This window comes from Streptomyces sp. 12E (assembly GCF_055633275.1).
The window spans coordinates 2,033,798-2,048,748 of the sequence record NZ_JBVNCJ010000001.1 but is presented as its reverse complement, the minus strand read 5'-3'; the positions used below and the strand labels follow the sequence as shown (position 1 = coordinate 2,048,748).

General features: G+C 70.3%; 14 protein-coding genes. 10 read left to right on the top strand and 4 right to left on the bottom strand.

Going from position 1 to position 14,951, the window contains the following annotated elements:
• The first annotated feature begins 128 nt into the window (after positions 1-128).
• Positions 129-485 (top strand): iron-sulfur cluster insertion protein ErpA, encoded by a 357-nt coding sequence (erpA, locus tag ACZ8ZB_RS09630; protein WP_073946606.1) that lies wholly within the window; start codon positions 129-131, stop codon positions 483-485.
• A gap of 85 nt (positions 486-570) precedes the next feature.
• Here the strand turns inward: erpA and ACZ8ZB_RS09625 are convergent, their stop codons facing one another.
• Positions 571-2,289 (bottom strand): hypothetical protein, encoded by a 1,719-nt coding sequence (locus ACZ8ZB_RS09625; protein ID WP_470737281.1) that lies wholly within the window; start codon positions 2,287-2,289, stop codon positions 571-573.
• Between the two features lie 161 nt (positions 2,290-2,450).
• Entirely contained in the window at positions 2,451-2,660 is a 210-nt protein-coding gene (locus ACZ8ZB_RS09620; RefSeq protein ID WP_470737280.1) for a hypothetical protein, read from the bottom strand.
• Positions 2,661-2,789: 129 nt separating this feature from the next.
• Between ACZ8ZB_RS09620 and ACZ8ZB_RS09615 the strand changes: the two genes are divergently transcribed.
• Positions 2,790-3,764 (top strand): carbohydrate kinase family protein, encoded by a 975-nt coding sequence (locus tag ACZ8ZB_RS09615; protein ID WP_470737279.1) that lies wholly within the window; start codon positions 2,790-2,792, stop codon positions 3,762-3,764.
• Between the two features lie 82 nt (positions 3,765-3,846).
• On the opposite strand, the gene ACZ8ZB_RS09610 is transcribed toward ACZ8ZB_RS09615, so the two are convergent.
• Positions 3,847-5,235 (bottom strand): aminotransferase class V-fold PLP-dependent enzyme, encoded by a 1,389-nt coding sequence (locus ACZ8ZB_RS09610; protein ID WP_470737278.1) that lies wholly within the window; start codon positions 5,233-5,235, stop codon positions 3,847-3,849.
• 261 nt (positions 5,236-5,496) lie between these two features.
• Between ACZ8ZB_RS09610 and ctaC the strand changes: the two genes are divergently transcribed.
• From ctaC to ACZ8ZB_RS09590, 4 genes are all read left to right on the top strand, one after another.
• Positions 5,497-6,456, top strand: a complete 960-nt coding sequence (gene ctaC, locus ACZ8ZB_RS09605) for an aa3-type cytochrome oxidase subunit II (protein ID WP_470737277.1) — start codon at positions 5,497-5,499, stop codon at positions 6,454-6,456.
• On the top strand, positions 6,453-8,189 hold the full coding sequence (ctaD, locus tag ACZ8ZB_RS09600) for an aa3-type cytochrome oxidase subunit I (protein WP_470737276.1): 1,737 nt from the start codon (positions 6,453-6,455) through the stop codon (positions 8,187-8,189). Before ctaC ends, ctaD begins: the two co-directional genes overlap by 4 nt.
• Positions 8,186-8,584: a cytochrome c oxidase subunit 4 gene (locus ACZ8ZB_RS09595; protein WP_470737275.1), complete on the top strand. Its 399-nt coding sequence runs from the start codon at positions 8,186-8,188 to the stop codon at positions 8,582-8,584. Before ctaD ends, ACZ8ZB_RS09595 begins: the two co-directional genes overlap by 4 nt.
• 122 nt (positions 8,585-8,706) lie before the next feature.
• Positions 8,707-9,984, top strand: a complete 1,278-nt coding sequence (locus ACZ8ZB_RS09590) for a L,D-transpeptidase (protein WP_470737274.1) — start codon at positions 8,707-8,709, stop codon at positions 9,982-9,984.
• A 104-nt stretch (positions 9,985-10,088) separates the two neighbouring features.
• Here ACZ8ZB_RS09590 and ACZ8ZB_RS09585 read toward each other — a convergent pair whose 3' ends face one another.
• Positions 10,089-10,490, bottom strand: a complete 402-nt coding sequence (locus ACZ8ZB_RS09585) for a response regulator (RefSeq protein WP_470737273.1) — start codon at positions 10,488-10,490, stop codon at positions 10,089-10,091.
• A gap of 227 nt (positions 10,491-10,717) precedes the next feature.
• Between ACZ8ZB_RS09585 and ctaE the strand changes: the two genes are divergently transcribed.
• The 4 genes from ctaE (at position 10,718) to qcrB (ending at position 14,911) form a co-directional block, all read left to right on the top strand.
• On the top strand, positions 10,718-11,329 hold the full coding sequence (ctaE, locus tag ACZ8ZB_RS09580) for an aa3-type cytochrome oxidase subunit III (protein ID WP_470737272.1): 612 nt from the start codon (positions 10,718-10,720) through the stop codon (positions 11,327-11,329).
• A gap of 80 nt (positions 11,330-11,409) precedes the next feature.
• Positions 11,410-12,222: a cytochrome bc1 complex diheme cytochrome c subunit gene (gene qcrC / locus ACZ8ZB_RS09575; RefSeq protein WP_470737271.1), complete on the top strand. Its 813-nt coding sequence runs from the start codon at positions 11,410-11,412 to the stop codon at positions 12,220-12,222.
• On the top strand, positions 12,219-13,277 hold the full coding sequence (gene qcrA, locus ACZ8ZB_RS09570) for a cytochrome bc1 complex Rieske iron-sulfur subunit (RefSeq protein WP_470737270.1): 1,059 nt from the start codon (positions 12,219-12,221) through the stop codon (positions 13,275-13,277). Before qcrC ends, qcrA begins: the two co-directional genes overlap by 4 nt.
• Positions 13,274-14,911, top strand: coding sequence for a cytochrome bc1 complex cytochrome b subunit (gene qcrB / locus ACZ8ZB_RS09565; protein ID WP_470737269.1), 1,638 nt, complete (start codon positions 13,274-13,276; stop codon positions 14,909-14,911). The genes qcrA and qcrB overlap by 4 nt, the downstream gene beginning before the upstream one ends.
• Positions 14,912-14,951 lie beyond the last annotated feature (40 nt).

The following is a 14,951-nucleotide window of genomic DNA, read 5'->3' as shown; positions in this document are numbered from 1 at the left end:
CTCCGCACGGCGTGTGCGAGCATGAGGAGGGAGGCGAGGAAGACACGCGCCCGGCCCGGAATGAATCCGCGGTCCCGCCGGTTGCAACCGTCGGCAAGCAGTCTCCGTACAACCCGGGAGAGATGTAGATGTCCGTATCGGACGAGACCACCACCGTCACCGACGGCATCGTCCTGACCGACGCCGCCGCGTCCAAGGTCAAGGCCCTGCTCGACCAGGAAGGCCGTGACGACCTCGCCCTGCGTGTCGCCGTCCAGCCCGGCGGCTGCTCCGGCCTGCGCTACCAGCTCTTCTTCGACGAGCGCTCGCTCGACGGCGACGTGGAGAAGGACTTCGACGGTGTGAAGGTCGTCACCGACCGCATGAGCGCCCCGTACCTGGGCGGCGCCACCATCGACTTCGTCGACACCATCGAGAAGCAGGGCTTCACCATCGACAACCCCAACGCCACCGGCTCCTGCGCCTGCGGCGACTCCTTCAGCTGAGCCGGGGTCCGTCCCGGGCGGCACATGACGAAGGCGGCGGTCCCCTCCGAGGGGGCCGCCGCCTTCGGGCTTCTCCGCGCCCGGACTACCGGGTGGGCGGCGCCGGCAGCCGGGCCCCGTCCTTGTGCAGCGGGACCGGCTCGCCGTCCGTGCCCACGACCTCGCGGTCGCCGAGCGGCGCGTCCAGCCGCACCGTCCGCTGGTACCGCTTGGCGATCAGGATGCACACCTCGTCCGGCCGGGACGTCTCGGTCACCCGCACCGTCACCCGGCCGCCGTCCGCGCGCGCCGTCGCCTCGTAGTCGGCGCACACGCCGCCCGTGAAGGTCACGGTCAGCTCGGCGCCCTCGGCGGTGTAGCCCTCGACGTCGACCTCGCGGACGGACGGCGCCGCGGTCGGTTCGCCGCCGGGCTTCGTGGGCCGCGGGCTCGCCTCCCCGGCCCCCGTCCGCGGAGCGAGGAACTCCGGGGCGACCGCCGGGTACGCCACCGTGAAGGTCTCCTCCGCTCCCCGGGGGCGTACCTCGAACAGCCAGGACGGTACGAGGGCCGGCCGCCCGTCCACGGAGTGCGAGGCCAGCCCGAACACCGCCTCGCCGACCGTGACGGTGTCGCCCTTCGGCCCCGTCGCCGCGGCGCACGACTCCCGCTGCCCGCCCTCTCGCGGCACGGGGCCGGCGCAGTCGCCGGTTCCCGCGCCCGGGCCGGCGTCCGGCGCCGCGTTCATCAGCTCCAGCGCGTCGGCCGCGCTCACCACGGGGTAGGCGTCCCCCTTCACGGGCTCCGCGAGCCGGCCGTTGCCGCCGACCACCTCGCCCCCGGCGCCGACGACCACACCGGTCGTCCAGCCGTACGTCGGCAGCCCGCCGACCTCGGGGTCGGCGTTCACCACGCGCCTGCCGCCCATGACCTGGCTCGCGTCGAGCTTCGCGTCGTCCTGGCCCACCGCCTTCAGCACGGGCGCGGCGGCCTTCCGCGCGGCGGACTCGTCCACGACCGGACCGCCCGCGGCCGGAGCCGAACACGTCGCGCCCTTGCAGTTGTCGGTGCCCGGGGTGTTCCGGCTGAACGTCCAGGCGCCGGGGGCCTCCCGGTCCACCCGCAGCGTGGGCCCGGAACCGTCCTTGCCGCCGATCCGCCAGGACCCGCCCTCCGCGACCGGTTCGCCCTCCAGCCCCAGGGCCTTCGCCAGCGTGACCACCCGGCCCTCGGCGACCTGCCCCCGCACGCGGTACACCGGCGCCGAACCGGGGCCGTCCGGAAGCGGGCCGTCGGCGCGGTAGACGGTGCCGTAGGGGTTGGGCTCGCCGGGGGCGATCCCGTTCACGGCGCCCTCGGAGCGACCGTCCAGGGCGAGCGGCGGGGGAGAGGCGTCACCGTTCGCCCCCGGAGCCGCACCGTCCCCGGAGCCTCCGGAGGCGCCGGCGGCGAGGTAGGCCCCGCCGCCCCCGACCAGCAGCACGGCGGCGGCGACGGAGGCGATCAGCAGGGGCGGACGCCGCCGCCCCGCAGCCGGCCCGTCGGCGCGCTCCTCCCCGACGGCCGTCTCACCCGCGCCGGACCCCGGCCCGTCCTGCGGGGCCCGCTCGGCTCCGGTCCCCCCGGTGCGGGGACCGGCGTCCGCCTCCCCGGCACCGTCGTCGGACGCGCCGGCGACCGGCCGTGCCGTCCCCGGCGCGGCGGGCTCCCGCCGCTCCGGGGCGCCCGTCGCCCCGTCGTGGTCCGAAGCGCCCCCGGTGTCGGGCGTGCCGCCGGGAGCGGGGCGCGCCTCGGCGTCGTCGTTGTCGGGTCGCTCGGTGTTCACCGCATCGCTCCTTCGGCTGCGCAGCTGTCCCGGAAAGACCCTTCCCGGCCGCACCGGGACTGCTCGTGGGTCGTATCCCGCGTCCCCTTTACGGGGGACAGCGATGGGACGCACCGGGGGAGCGCGCGGTTCCCGCGAGCGCCGGACCGGCCGGCGCCGGCTCAGTCGCCGTACTCCGACATCGCGTCCAGCAGCCGCGCCGACCCGGGCGGCACGGTCACGCCGTGGATCGAGGACGGGGGGACCGGCCGGGCGGCCACCCGGTCGGGGGCCGCCCAGTGGGGGGCCATCCGGGCGCAGTCGCCGCGCAGCGACGCCAGGCCGCCTTCGAGGTCTGCCGGGGCGGGAGCGTGGACCCTGAGGTTCGTCATACCGGCACCGTACGCACGTCGAAGGCCACGAAGAAAGATCTGCTATCGGGTATTTTCGCCTGCTTCTGCGTGCTCTCCCCAACGGGTAGCGTGAAGTGTCAATCCGCCTCCCTCAGGAGAATCCACGCCGTGCGCATCGCAGTCACCGGCTCCATCGCCACCGACCACCTCATGACCTTCCCCGGGCGCTTCGCCGACCAGTTCGTCGCGGACCAGCTGCACACGGTCTCGTTGTCCTTCCTGGTCGACAACCTCGACGTGCGCAGGGGCGGCGTGGGCGCGAACATCGCCTTCGGGATGGGCCAGCTCGGCACCCGCCCGATCCTCGTCGGAGCCGCCGGCTTCGACTTCGACGAGTACCGGGCCTGGCTGGACCGGCACGGCGTCGACACCGAGTCCGTCCGCATCTCCGACACCCTGCACACCGCCCGCTTCGTGTGCACCACGGACGCCGACCACAACCAGATCGGCTCCTTCTACACGGGTGCGATGAGCGAGGCCCGCCTCATCGAGCTGAAGACCGTCGCCGACCGCGTGGGCGGCCTCGACCTGGTCTCCATCGGCGCCGACGACCCGGAGGGCATGCTCCGGCACACCGAGGAGTGCCGCTCCCGGGGCATCCCGTTCGCCGCCGACTTCTCCCAGCAGATCGCCCGGATGAACGGCGAGGAGATCCGGATACTGCTGGACGGGGCGACCTACCTCTTCTCCAACGAGTACGAGAAGGGGCTCATCGAGACGAAGACCGGCTGGAGCGACGCGGAGATCCTCGGCCGGGTCGGCCACCGCGTCACCACCCTCGGCGCGCGCGGCGTCCGCATCGAACGGGCCGGCGGGGAGACGATCGAGGTCGGGTGCCCCGACGAGGAGCTCAAGGCCGATCCGACGGGCGTCGGCGACGCCTTCCGCGCGGGGTTCCTGTCGGGGCTGGTGTGGGGGGTCTCGCTGGAGCGGGCGGCGCAGGTGGGCTGCATGCTGGCGACGCTCGTCATCGAGACGGTCGGCACCCAGGAGTACCAGCTGCGCCGGGGGCACTTCATGGAGCGCTTCACGAAGGCGTACGGGGACGAGGCGGCGGAGGAGGTCCGGGAGCACCTGGGCTGAGCCCGCCGGACGCGCGGGCGGGGAGCCGGCCGCGCCCGTGCGGCGGAGCCGCACAGGTGCACGGCCCCGCCCCCGGGGCGGGTCAGCCGGCCCGGCGGACCACGTAGGCCGTTCCCCGGTCCGCCGGTTCCTCCCCCACGTACTCCTGGCCGCGCATCTCGCACCAGGCCGGGATGTCCAGGCGGGCGGCCTCGTCGTCGGCCAGGACGCGCACCGTGCCGCCCACCGGGACGTCCCCGATGACCTTGGCCAGCTCGATGACCGGGATCGGGCAGCGGCGGCCCAGGGCGTCCACCACCAGGGCCTCGTCCCTCTCCTCCGCCGGGCCGGGGCCGGCGGCCACCGGCGCGCCCAGCCTCTCCCGCACCCCCGACACCACCTCCGGCAGGACGGACAGGAAGCGCTCGACCTCCTCCTCGCGCGTCCCGGACGGCAGCGAGAGCCGGATGTTGCCCTCGCTGAGCACGCCCATCGCCCTCAGCACGTGACTCGGCGTCAGCGTGCTGCTCGTGCAGGAGGACCCGGACGACACGGAGAAACCGGCCCGGTCCAGCTCGTGCAGCAGCGTCTCCCCGTCGACGTAGAGACAGGAGAAGGTGACGATCCCGGGCAGCCGCCGCTCCGGGTCCCCGACCACCTCCACGTCCGGCACCAGCCGTGGCACCCGCGCCCGGATCCGCTCCGTCAGTTCCCGCAGCCGTACCGCCTCCTCGGCGGCCTCCGCCCGCACCGCCCGCAGCGAAGCCGCCGCCGCCACGATCGCCGGCAGGTTCTCGAACCCGGCCGCCCGCCCCGACTCCCGTTCGTCCCGCGGCCCCCGGGGCGCGAACCGCACCCCTTTGCGTACGACGAGCAGCCCGGTCCCCGGCGGACCGCCCCACTTGTGGGCGCTCGCCGCGAGCAGCGACCAGTCGCCCTCCACCGGCCCCCACCCCAGCGACTGGGCCGCGTCCACCAGCAGCGGCACCCCCGCCGCCCGGCACGCCTCGGCGACCCCGGCCACCGGCTGCACGGTCCCCACCTCGTGGTTGGCCGACTGCAGACAGGCCAGCGCGGTGTCCGGCCGCAGGGCGTCCGCGTACCCGGACGGACTCACCGCACCCGTACGGTCCACCGCGACCTCGGTGACCGTCCCTCCGCCGGCCCGGTGAACTTCCGCCGCATGGAGTACAGAAGAGTGTTCGACGGCTGACACGATCAGGTGACGGCCCGCGCGTCGCCGCCCGGCCAGCGCCCCCGCGATCCCCGAGTGCACCGCCGAGGTCCCGGACGAGGTGAACACCAGCTCGTCCGTCCGGCACCCCACCGCCTCCGCGGCCGCCTCCCGCGCCGCGTCCAGCAGCAGCCGCGCCCGCCGGCCCTCCCGGTGCAACCGCGCCGGATCCGCCCACCCCTCGTCGAGGGAGGCCGTCAGGGCCTGCCGGGCAACGGGGTGGAGGGGGGCGGCGGAAGCGGCATCGAAGTAGGACACACAGCCACGCTAAACCCCGGCCGGGGCGGCGCGCCCAGGGGCGCGGGGAACCGCGCGACAAGCCGCACGCGGCCCGCGGCCGCCAAATCGGCGAACCACCCCGCCCACTAGGCACCCCTCCTCGCGACCCCCTGGAGAGGGTCGGCTAGGGTTTGGTCCGCATAAACATCCAAACCCCTGCCCGACGCAGGGCGGCGACCGACCAGCGAGAAGGCAGGCCGCAGCCAATCCGCGCGGGCGAGACTCTCGGGAAGGCGCTACGTGAGTCCCAACGGCTCCGACCGCTCGCCGCGGCGCCCGATGCGGCGGAAGCTGCTGCAGGCACTGACCGCGGGCCTGGTCCTGGCGACCGCCACCGGTTGCACATGGGAGGACTTCCCCCGCCTTGGCATGCCCACCCCCACCACGGAAGAGGCTCCGCGGATCCTCTCGCTGTGGCAGGGGTCCTGGGCTGCCGCGCTCGCTATCGGCGTGCTGGTGTGGGGCCTGATCCTGTGGAGTGCTTTCTTCCACCGGCGCAGCCGCACCAAGGTGGAGGTTCCTCCGCAGACCCGGTACAACATGCCCATCGAGGCGCTGTACACGGTGGTTCCGCTCATCATCGTCTCGGTGTTCTTCTACTTCACCGCGCGCGACGAATCCGAACTGCTGAAGCTCGAGAAGAAGCCCGACGTCACCGTCAACGTGGTCGGCTTCCAGTGGAGCTGGTGCTTCAACTACGTCGAGAACGTCGAGGGTTCCACGGGCGACGCCAAGACGTCCAAGGAACTCGAGTCGGTCCCGGAACGCTACAAGAACGCCTTCCCGGCCGACGCCGGCGGTGTCTACGACTGCGGTGTCCCCGGCACCCGGAACCCGCAGACCAACAACCCGGGCCCCACCCTGTGGCTGCCCGAGGGCAAGCGGGTCCGCTTCGTGCTGACCTCGCGCGACGTCATCCACTCCTTCTGGGTGGTGCCGTTCCTGATGAAGCAGGACGTCATCCCGGGCCACCCCAACGCCTTCGAGGTGACCCCCAACCGTGAGGGCACCTTCCTGGGCAAGTGCGCCGAGCTCTGCGGCGTCGACCACTCCCGGATGCTGTTCAACGTGAAGGTCGTCTCCCCCGAGCGTTACGAGCAGCACCTGAAGGACCTCGTGAAGAAGGGGCAGACCGGTTACGTGCCCGCTGGCATCGACCAGACGAAGCACGAGAAGAACCGGGAGGCGAACATCCTGTGAGCATCCTCAACGAATCCCAGGGTGCCGCGGCCGCAGGCTCCCACTACGAGGACGAGCTGCCGGCCAGGCGCCAGAGCCGCGGCAGCCTCGTCGTCAAGTGGCTGACGACCACGGACCACAAGACGATCGGCACGCTGTACCTGGCGACGTCGTTCGTGTTCTTCATCATCGGTGGCGTGATGGCCCTGGTGATGCGCGCGGAGCTGGCCCGGCCGGGTCTGCAGCTCGTGTCGAACGAGCAGTTCAACCAGGCGTTCACGATGCACGGCACGGTCATGCTGCTGATGTTCGCGACGCCGCTGTTCGCCGGTTTCGCCAACTGGATCATGCCGCTGCAGATCGGCGCGCCCGACGTGGCGTTCCCGCGGCTGAACATGTTCGCCTACTGGCTGTTCCTGTTCGGCTCGCTGATCGCGCTGGGTGGTTTCCTCACCCCGGACGGCGCGGCCGACTTCGGCTGGTTCGCCTACTCGCCGCTGTCGGACGCGGTCCGCTCGCCGGGCATCGGCGCCGACATGTGGATCATGGGTCTGGCCTTCTCCGGCTTCGGCACCATCCTCGGCTCGGTCAACTTCATCACCACGATCATCTGCATGCGCGCGCCCGGCATGACGATGTTCCGGATGCCGATCTTCACCTGGAACGTGCTGCTGACCGGTGTGCTGGTCCTGCTCGCCTTCCCGGTGCTGGCGGCGGCGCTGTTCGCCCTGGAGACGGACCGCAAGTTCGGCAGTCACATCTTCGACTCGGCCAACGGCGGGGCGCTGCTGTGGCAGCACCTGTTCTGGTTCTTCGGCCACCCCGAGGTGTACATCATCGCGCTGCCGTTCTTCGGCATCGTCTCCGAGATCATCCCGGTCTTCTCCCGCAAGCCGATGTTCGGCTACATGGGCCTGATCGGCGCGACGATCGCGATCGCGGGTCTGTCGGTGACGGTGTGGGCGCACCACATGTACGTCACCGGCGGTGTCCTGCTGCCGTTCTTCTCCTTCATGACGTTCCTGATCGCGGTCCCGACCGGTGTGAAGTTCTTCAACTGGATCGGCACCATGTGGAAGGGCTCGCTCAGCTTCGAGACCCCGATGCTGTGGACGCTGGGCTTCCTGATCACCTTCACCTTCGGTGGTCTGACCGGTGTCATCCTGGCCTCGCCGCCGCTGGACTTCCACGTCTCCGACAGCTACTTCGTGGTGGCCCACTTCCACTACGTGGTCTTCGGCACGGTCGTCTTCGCGATGTTCGCCGGCTTCCACTTCTGGTGGCCGAAGTTCACCGGCAAGATGCTCGACGAGCGCCTCGGCAAGATCACCTTCTGGACGCTGTTCGTCGGCTTCCACGGCACCTTCCTCGTCCAGCACTGGCTGGGTGTCGAGGGCATGCCGCGCCGGTACGCGGACTACCTCGCGGCCGACGGCTTCACCGCGCTGAACACGGTCTCCACGATCGCCTCGTTCCTGCTCGGCATGTCGATGCTGCCGTTCTTCTACAACATCTGGAAGACGGCCAAGTACGGCAAGCCGGTCGGCGTCGACGACCCGTGGGGCTACGGCCGCTCGCTGGAGTGGGCGACCTCCTGCCCGCCGCCGCGGCACAACTTCCTCACCCTGCCGAAGATCCGCAGCGAATCCCCGGCGTTCGACCTGCACCACCCGGAGATCGCCGCGCTCGACGAGCTCGAGAACGCCGGTCACGGTGAGAAGGCCCTCTCCGGCAGCAAGGAGGCCGGCAAGTGAAGATCCAGGGCAAGATGTTCATCTGGCTGAGCTTCTTCTTCCTCATCATCGCCGTGGTCTACGGCGTGTGGTCGAGGGAGCCGGTCGGCACCACCGCCCTCTTCCTGGCCTTCGGCCTGAGCATCATGATCGGCTTCTACCTGGGCTTCACGGCCCGGCGGGTCGACGTGGGCGCGCAGGACAACAAGGAGGCGGACGTCGCCGACGACGCCGGCGAGGTCGGGTTCTTCAGCCCGCACAGCTGGCAGCCGCTCGCCCTGGCCGCGGGCGGTGCCCTGGCCTTCATGGGCGTCGCGATCGGCTGGTGGCTGATGTACTTCTCGGCGCCGCTGCTCCTGCTCGGCATCTGGGGCTGGGTCTTCGAGTACTACCGCGGTGAGAACCGCACCCAGTAACGAGGGCGTGCTTCCCGAGGGGCCCGGACACTCCACCAGGAGGGTCCGGGCCCCTCGGCGTCGTCTCACCCGTTCGGGCCGTCCAGTGAGCCGGGAAGGGCGCGGGTTCCTAGCGTGAGGCCATGAGACGCATCGAGCCCCCTCGTGGCGCGGGCGCCGGGCGGAGCCGCGTCGCAGGCCGCGCGCTGCTGGTGGTCGCCCTCGTCGCGGGCGTCGCGGGCTGTTCCTCCGACGGCGACCCGCTGTCCGCGGAGCCCTACGACGCGGCGGACCGGGTCTCCTTCGGCGGCTCCGTGGAGGAGGGCGGGAAGGCCGACCCCGACAAGCCCCTGGAGGTCGTCGCCGAGGACCCCGACGGGCGCATCACGGACGTCACCGCCGTGGACGCCTCGGGCCGCCACGTGGCGGGCGAACTGGCCGCCGACGGAAGCCGCTGGCACAGCACCTCCCCGCTGGACGCCCATACCCGGTACACGGTCCGGGTGAGCACCGAGGACGAGGACGGGGCGCCCGGCCGCAGGGTCCTCGCCTTCACCACCGGCAGCCCCACCACCACCAAGCGCCTGGCCGTCGCCTTCGGCCCCGGGGCGGGCACGTACGGCGTCGGCCAGCCCCTCACCGCCGAGCTGAGCGCGCCCGTCAAGGACCGCGCCCAGCGGGCCGTCGTGGAGCGCGCCCTGACGGTCGAGTCCACCCCCGCCGTGTCCGGCAGCTGGCACTGGGTGGACGACAAGAAGCTGCACTACCGCCCCCGGGACTACTGGCCCGCCCACGCCACCGTCAGCGTGCGCAGCGCCCTGGAGGGCGTCAAGGTCAACGACCGGCTGCGGGGCGGCAGGTCCGAGCCCCTGACGATCCGCACCGGCGACCGGGTGATAGCCGTCGCCGACGCGGCCGAGCACCGGCTGACGGTCTACAAGAACGACGAGGAGATCAAGCGGATCCCCGTCACCACCGGCAAGCCCGGCTTCGAGACCCGCAACGGCGTCAAGGTCGTGCTCGCCAAGGAACGCCTCGTACGTATGCGCAGCACCACCGTCGGCATCGCCGAGGGTTCGACGGAGTCGTACGACCTGGACGTCGAGTTCGCCACCCGGGTGACCTGGAGCGGCGAGTACGTGCACGCCGCCCCCTGGTCCGTCGACTTCCAGGGCTACGACAACGTCAGCCACGGCTGCGTCGGCATGAGCACCGAGGACGCGGAGTGGTTCTTCGACACCGTCCGCCAGGGCGACGTCGTCGAGGTCGAGAACTCGGCCGGCGACACGATGGAACCCTTCGGCAACGGCTACGGCGACTGGAACCTCGACTGGGCCGAGTGGCGGGCGGGCAGCGCCCTGGCCTCCGGCACGGCCCAGAACCGCGACGAGGCCGCACGCCTCCGGCCGACGGCCGTGTAGTGCCCCGAAAGGGGTGCGGGGCCGTCGCATGCGCGGCCCCGCCGCGTGGGCGCGACCGGCCGCGACGGCCCCGCAGCCGCCGTGTCACGGGAGGGAGCGGGCCCCTAGGCGCTCTGCAGGTGCTTCCGCCGCAGCAGCGAGGCCAGCGCCGAGGCGAACTCCACCGGTTCCACCGGCAGGGCGACCGCCGCCTCCGCCCGGCTCCAGGTGGCGAGCCACGCGTCCTGCGGCCGCCCGATCAGCAGCAGCACCGGCGGGCAGTCGAACACCTCGTCCTTGATCTGCCGGCACATCCCCATGCCCCCCATCGGCACGGCCTCGCCGTCCAGCACGCACACGTCGATGCCGCCCCGGTCGAGCTCCGCCAGCACGGCCGCCGGGGTGGCGCACTCCACGAACTCCACGACGGGCGCGTCCGGCGCAGGCCGCCGCCCGGTGGCGAGTCGCACCTGCTCCCGGGTGTTGGCGTCGTCGCTGTAGACCAGCACCGTGGCGGTCGCCTGCATTGTTCCTCCACGCGTAAGAGAGAGGGCACGGCTCTGTCGGGCACTTCGGGTACCGATGGCGCGGATGCTACCCCCTCCGACCGCTTGTCAACACTGGTTCGGACACGCCTTCGAGACGGCCCCGGCGCGGTCCACGGATGGGCCATCCGGGCAGTCCAGGACGGTTGAACACACCGAACGGCACCCCCGGGAGTGAGGGCGGGATAAGCGACCGACATAATGTCGGCGTGGCGACAGCAACGACAGTAGATACCGGGCACGCGCACCCGTCGGTCAACCGACCGAACCTCACCAGCGTCGGAACCATCATCTGGCTGAGTTCCGAGCTGATGTTCTTCGCGGCCCTCTTCGCGATGTACTTCACCCTGCGATCGGTGACCGGACCCGACTTCTGGTCGGAGAAGGCCGACTACCTGAACTTCCCGTTCTCGGCGGCGAACACCACGATCCTGGTGCTTTCCTCCCTCACCTGCCAGCTCGGCGTCTTCGCCGCCGAGCGCGGTGACGTGAAGAAGCTCCGGATGTGGTTCATCGTCACCTTCATCATGGGCGCGATCTTCATCGGCGGTCAGGTCCTCGAGTACACCGAGCTGGTCAAGCACTACGGCCTGTCCCTCTCCTCGGACGCGTACGGCTCGGCCTTCTACCTGACCACCGGCTTCCACGGCCTGCACGTGACGGGCGGTCTCATCGCCTTCCTGCTGGTCCTGGGCCGGACCTACGCGGCCAAGAGGTTCACTCATGAGCAGGCGACCGCGGCCATCGTCGTGTCCTACTACTGGCACTTCGTCGATGTCGTCTGGATCGGCCTCTTCGCCACGATCTACATGATCAAGTAGCCGGACCCGCATCCCCGCGCTCTTCGGGAGCGCACCAACCAGAAGCATCGACGCAGAAGATCCTGACACCGGGGTAATCCGTGAAAAAGCTCTCCGCACGACGACGCCATCCGCTGGCGGCGCTCGTCGTCCTACTCCTCGCGCTGGCATGCACCGGGGGGCTCTACGCCGTGTTCGCACCCGCGGACAAGGCGCAGGCCGACGAAACCGCCCAGTCCCTCACCATCGAGGAGGGCAAGAAGCTCTACGCGGTCGGCTGCGCCAGCTGCCACGGCACCGGCGGTCAGGGCACCTCAGATGGTCCGACCCTGGTGGGCGTGGGCGCCGCCGCCGTCGACTTCCAGGTGAGCACCGGCCGTATGCCGGCCGCCACCTCGCAGGCCGCGCAGATCCCGGACAAGCCGGCCGTCTACACGCAGGCCGAGATCGACCAGCTGGCGGCGTACATCGCCTCCCTGGGCGCCGGCCCGGCCGTGCCCACCGAGGAGCAGTACGGCCCCGAGGGCGCCGACATCGCCAAGGGCGGCGAACTGTTCCGCAACAACTGCGCGCAGTGCCACAACTTCACCGGCAAGGGCGGTGCGCTCACGCACGGCAAGTACGCCCCCAGCCTGGAGGACGTCGCCCCCAAGCACATCTACGAGGCCATGCTCACCGGCCCGCAGAACATGCCCTCCTTCCCCGACAGCACGCTGTCGGAGCAGAACAAGAAGGACATCATCGCGTACCTGGGCGAGGTCAACACCGATCAGTCCGAGAGCCCGGGCGGCATGCAGCTGGGCGGGCTGGGCCCGGTCAGTGAGGGCCTGTTCGGCTGGATCTTCGGTCTCGGCGGACTGATCGCCGTCGCCGTGTGGGTCGCCGCTCGGACCGCAAAGGCCAAGAAGTCATGAGTAGCCAAGACATTCCCGAAGAGAACCTGCCCGCAGGGCAGGACACCGCCCACGGCGCCGTGAAGGTCGCGGACGAGAAGAACCCGTTCGCCGACCCGGGCATGCCGCCCCACGAGCACCGGATCCAGGACATCGACGAGCGGGCCGCCAAGCGGTCCGAGCGCACGGTCGCCCTGCTGTTCACGCTGTCGATGCTGGCCACCATCGGCTTCATCGCCTCGTTCGTGGCGATCCCGGTCGAGAAGATCGTCTACATCTTCCCGCTGGGTCACATCAGTGCCCTGAACTTCGCGCTCGGTGTGACGCTCGGCGTCGCGCTGTTCGCCATCGGCGCGGGCGCGGTCCACTGGGCCCGCACCCTGATGTCCGACGAGGAGCTGACCGACGAGCGGCACCCGATCGAGGCGCCGCGGGACCTCCGGGCCAAGGTCATGGACGACTTCCGGCAGGGTGCCAAGGAGTCGCAGCTGGGTCGCCGCAAGCTGATCCGCAACACCATGTTCGGCGCGCTCACCCTGGTGCCGCTGTCCGGCGTCGTGCTGCTGCGCGAGCTCGGCCCGCTGCCCGAGGAGAAGCTGCGCCACACCCTGTGGGCCAAGGGCAAGCTGCTCGTCAACATGAACACCAACGAGCCGCTGCGGCCGTCCGACCTGATCACCGGTTCGCTGACCTTCGCCAAGCCCGAGGGCCTGGACGAGCACGACCACGGTTTCCAGAACGAGATCGCCAAGGCCGCTCTGATGCTGGTCCGCATCAAGCCGGACGACATCAAGGACAAGCAGTCGCTCGAGTGGTCGCACGAGGGCATCCTCGCGTACTCGAAGATCTGCACCCACGTCGGTTGTCCGATCTCCCTGTACGAGCAGCAGACGCACCACGTGCTGTGCCCCTGCCACCAGTCCACCTTCGACCTCTCCGACGGCGCCAAGGTGATCTTCGGTCCCGCCGGTCACCCGCTGCCGCAGCTGCGCATCGGCGTGAACGACGAGGGTTACCTCGAAGCGCTCGGCGACTTCGAAGAGCCCGTCGGTCCTGCCTTCTGGGAGCGCGGATGAGTACCAACACCAGCACAGAGTCCCGCTCTCGTGGGAAGGCTCCGGCCGGCGAACGCGTCGCCGACTGGGCCGACGGCCGGCTGGGGATCTACTCCCTGGCCAAGGCCAACATGCGCAAGATCTTCCCGGACCACTGGTCCTTCATGCTGGGCGAGATCTGCCTCTACAGCTTCCTCATCATCATCCTCACGGGTGTGTACCTGACGCTGTTCTTCCACCCGTCGATGAACGAGGTGGAGTACCACGGCTCGTACGTCCCGCTGCAGGGCCAGCTGATGAGCGAGGCCTACAAGTCGACGCTGGACATCAGCTTCGACGTCCGCGGCGGTCTGCTGATCCGGCAGATCCACCACTGGGCCGCGGTCATCTTCCTGGCCGGCATGTTCGTGCACATGATGCGCGTCTTCTTCACCGGCGCGTTCCGCAAGCCGCGTGAGATCAACTGGCTGTTCGGCTTCCTGCTGTTCGTCCTCGGCATGTTCACCGGTTTCACCGGTTACTCGCTGCCGGACGACCTGCTCTCCGGAACCGGTGTCCGCTTCACCCAGGGCGCGATCCTGTCCGTGCCGATCGTCGGCACGTACATCTCGATGTTCCTGTTCGGCGGGGAGTTCCCCGGCACCGACTTCGTCGCGCGGTTCTACTCGATCCACATCCTGCTGCTGCCGGGCATCATGCTCGGCCTGGTGGTCGCCCACCTGATCCTGGTCTTCTACCACAAGCACACGCAGTTCGCCGGGCCCGGCCGCACCAACAAGAACGTCGTCGGCATGCCGCTGCTGCCGGTCTACATGGCCAAGGCGGGAGGCTTCTTCTTCCTGGTCTTCGGCTTCACCGCCCTGATCGCCGGCATCGCGACCATCAACCCGATCTGGAACATCGGCCCGTACCGTCCGGACATGGTCTCCACGGGCGCCCAGCCCGACTGGTACATGGGCTTCGCCGAGGGCCTGATCCGCGCCATGCCCGGCTGGGAGATCAACTTCTGGGGCCACACCCTGGTCCTGGGCGTCTTCATCCCGCTGACGATCTTCGGTCTCTTCCTGGCGGTCATCGCGCTCTACCCGTTCATCGAGTCCTGGATCACCGGGGACAAGCGCGAGCACCACATCCTGGACCGGCCGCGCAACGCCCCGACCCGTACGGCCTTCGGCGTCGCCTGGGTCACGGCGTACATGATCATGCTGATCGGTGGTGGCAACGACATCTTCGCCACCCACTTCAACCTCTCGATCAACGCGGTCACCTGGTTCGTCCGCATCGGCTTCTTCGTGGGCCCGGTCATCGCGTTCGTCGTCACCAAGCGGATCTGCCTCGGCCTCCAGCGCCGGGACAAGGACAAGGTGCTGCACGGCCGCGAGTCGGGCATCATCAAGCGCCTGCCGCACGGTGAGTTCATCGAGGTGCACGAGCCGCTCAGCCAGGAGCAGATGTACACCCTCACGGCGCACGAGCAGTACAAGCCGTTCGAGATCGGCCCGACGGTCGACGAGAACGGCGTCCGGCGCAAGGTGAAGGCGACCGAGAAGCTGCGCGCCAAGCTGAGCAAGGGCTACTACGGCGAGGAGTCCCAGATTCCGAAGCCGACCGTCGAGGAGTACAAGGAGATCACGAGCGGCCACGGCCACCACTGATCACCTTCCGCGCCTCACCCCAGTCGCCACACGACGGCGA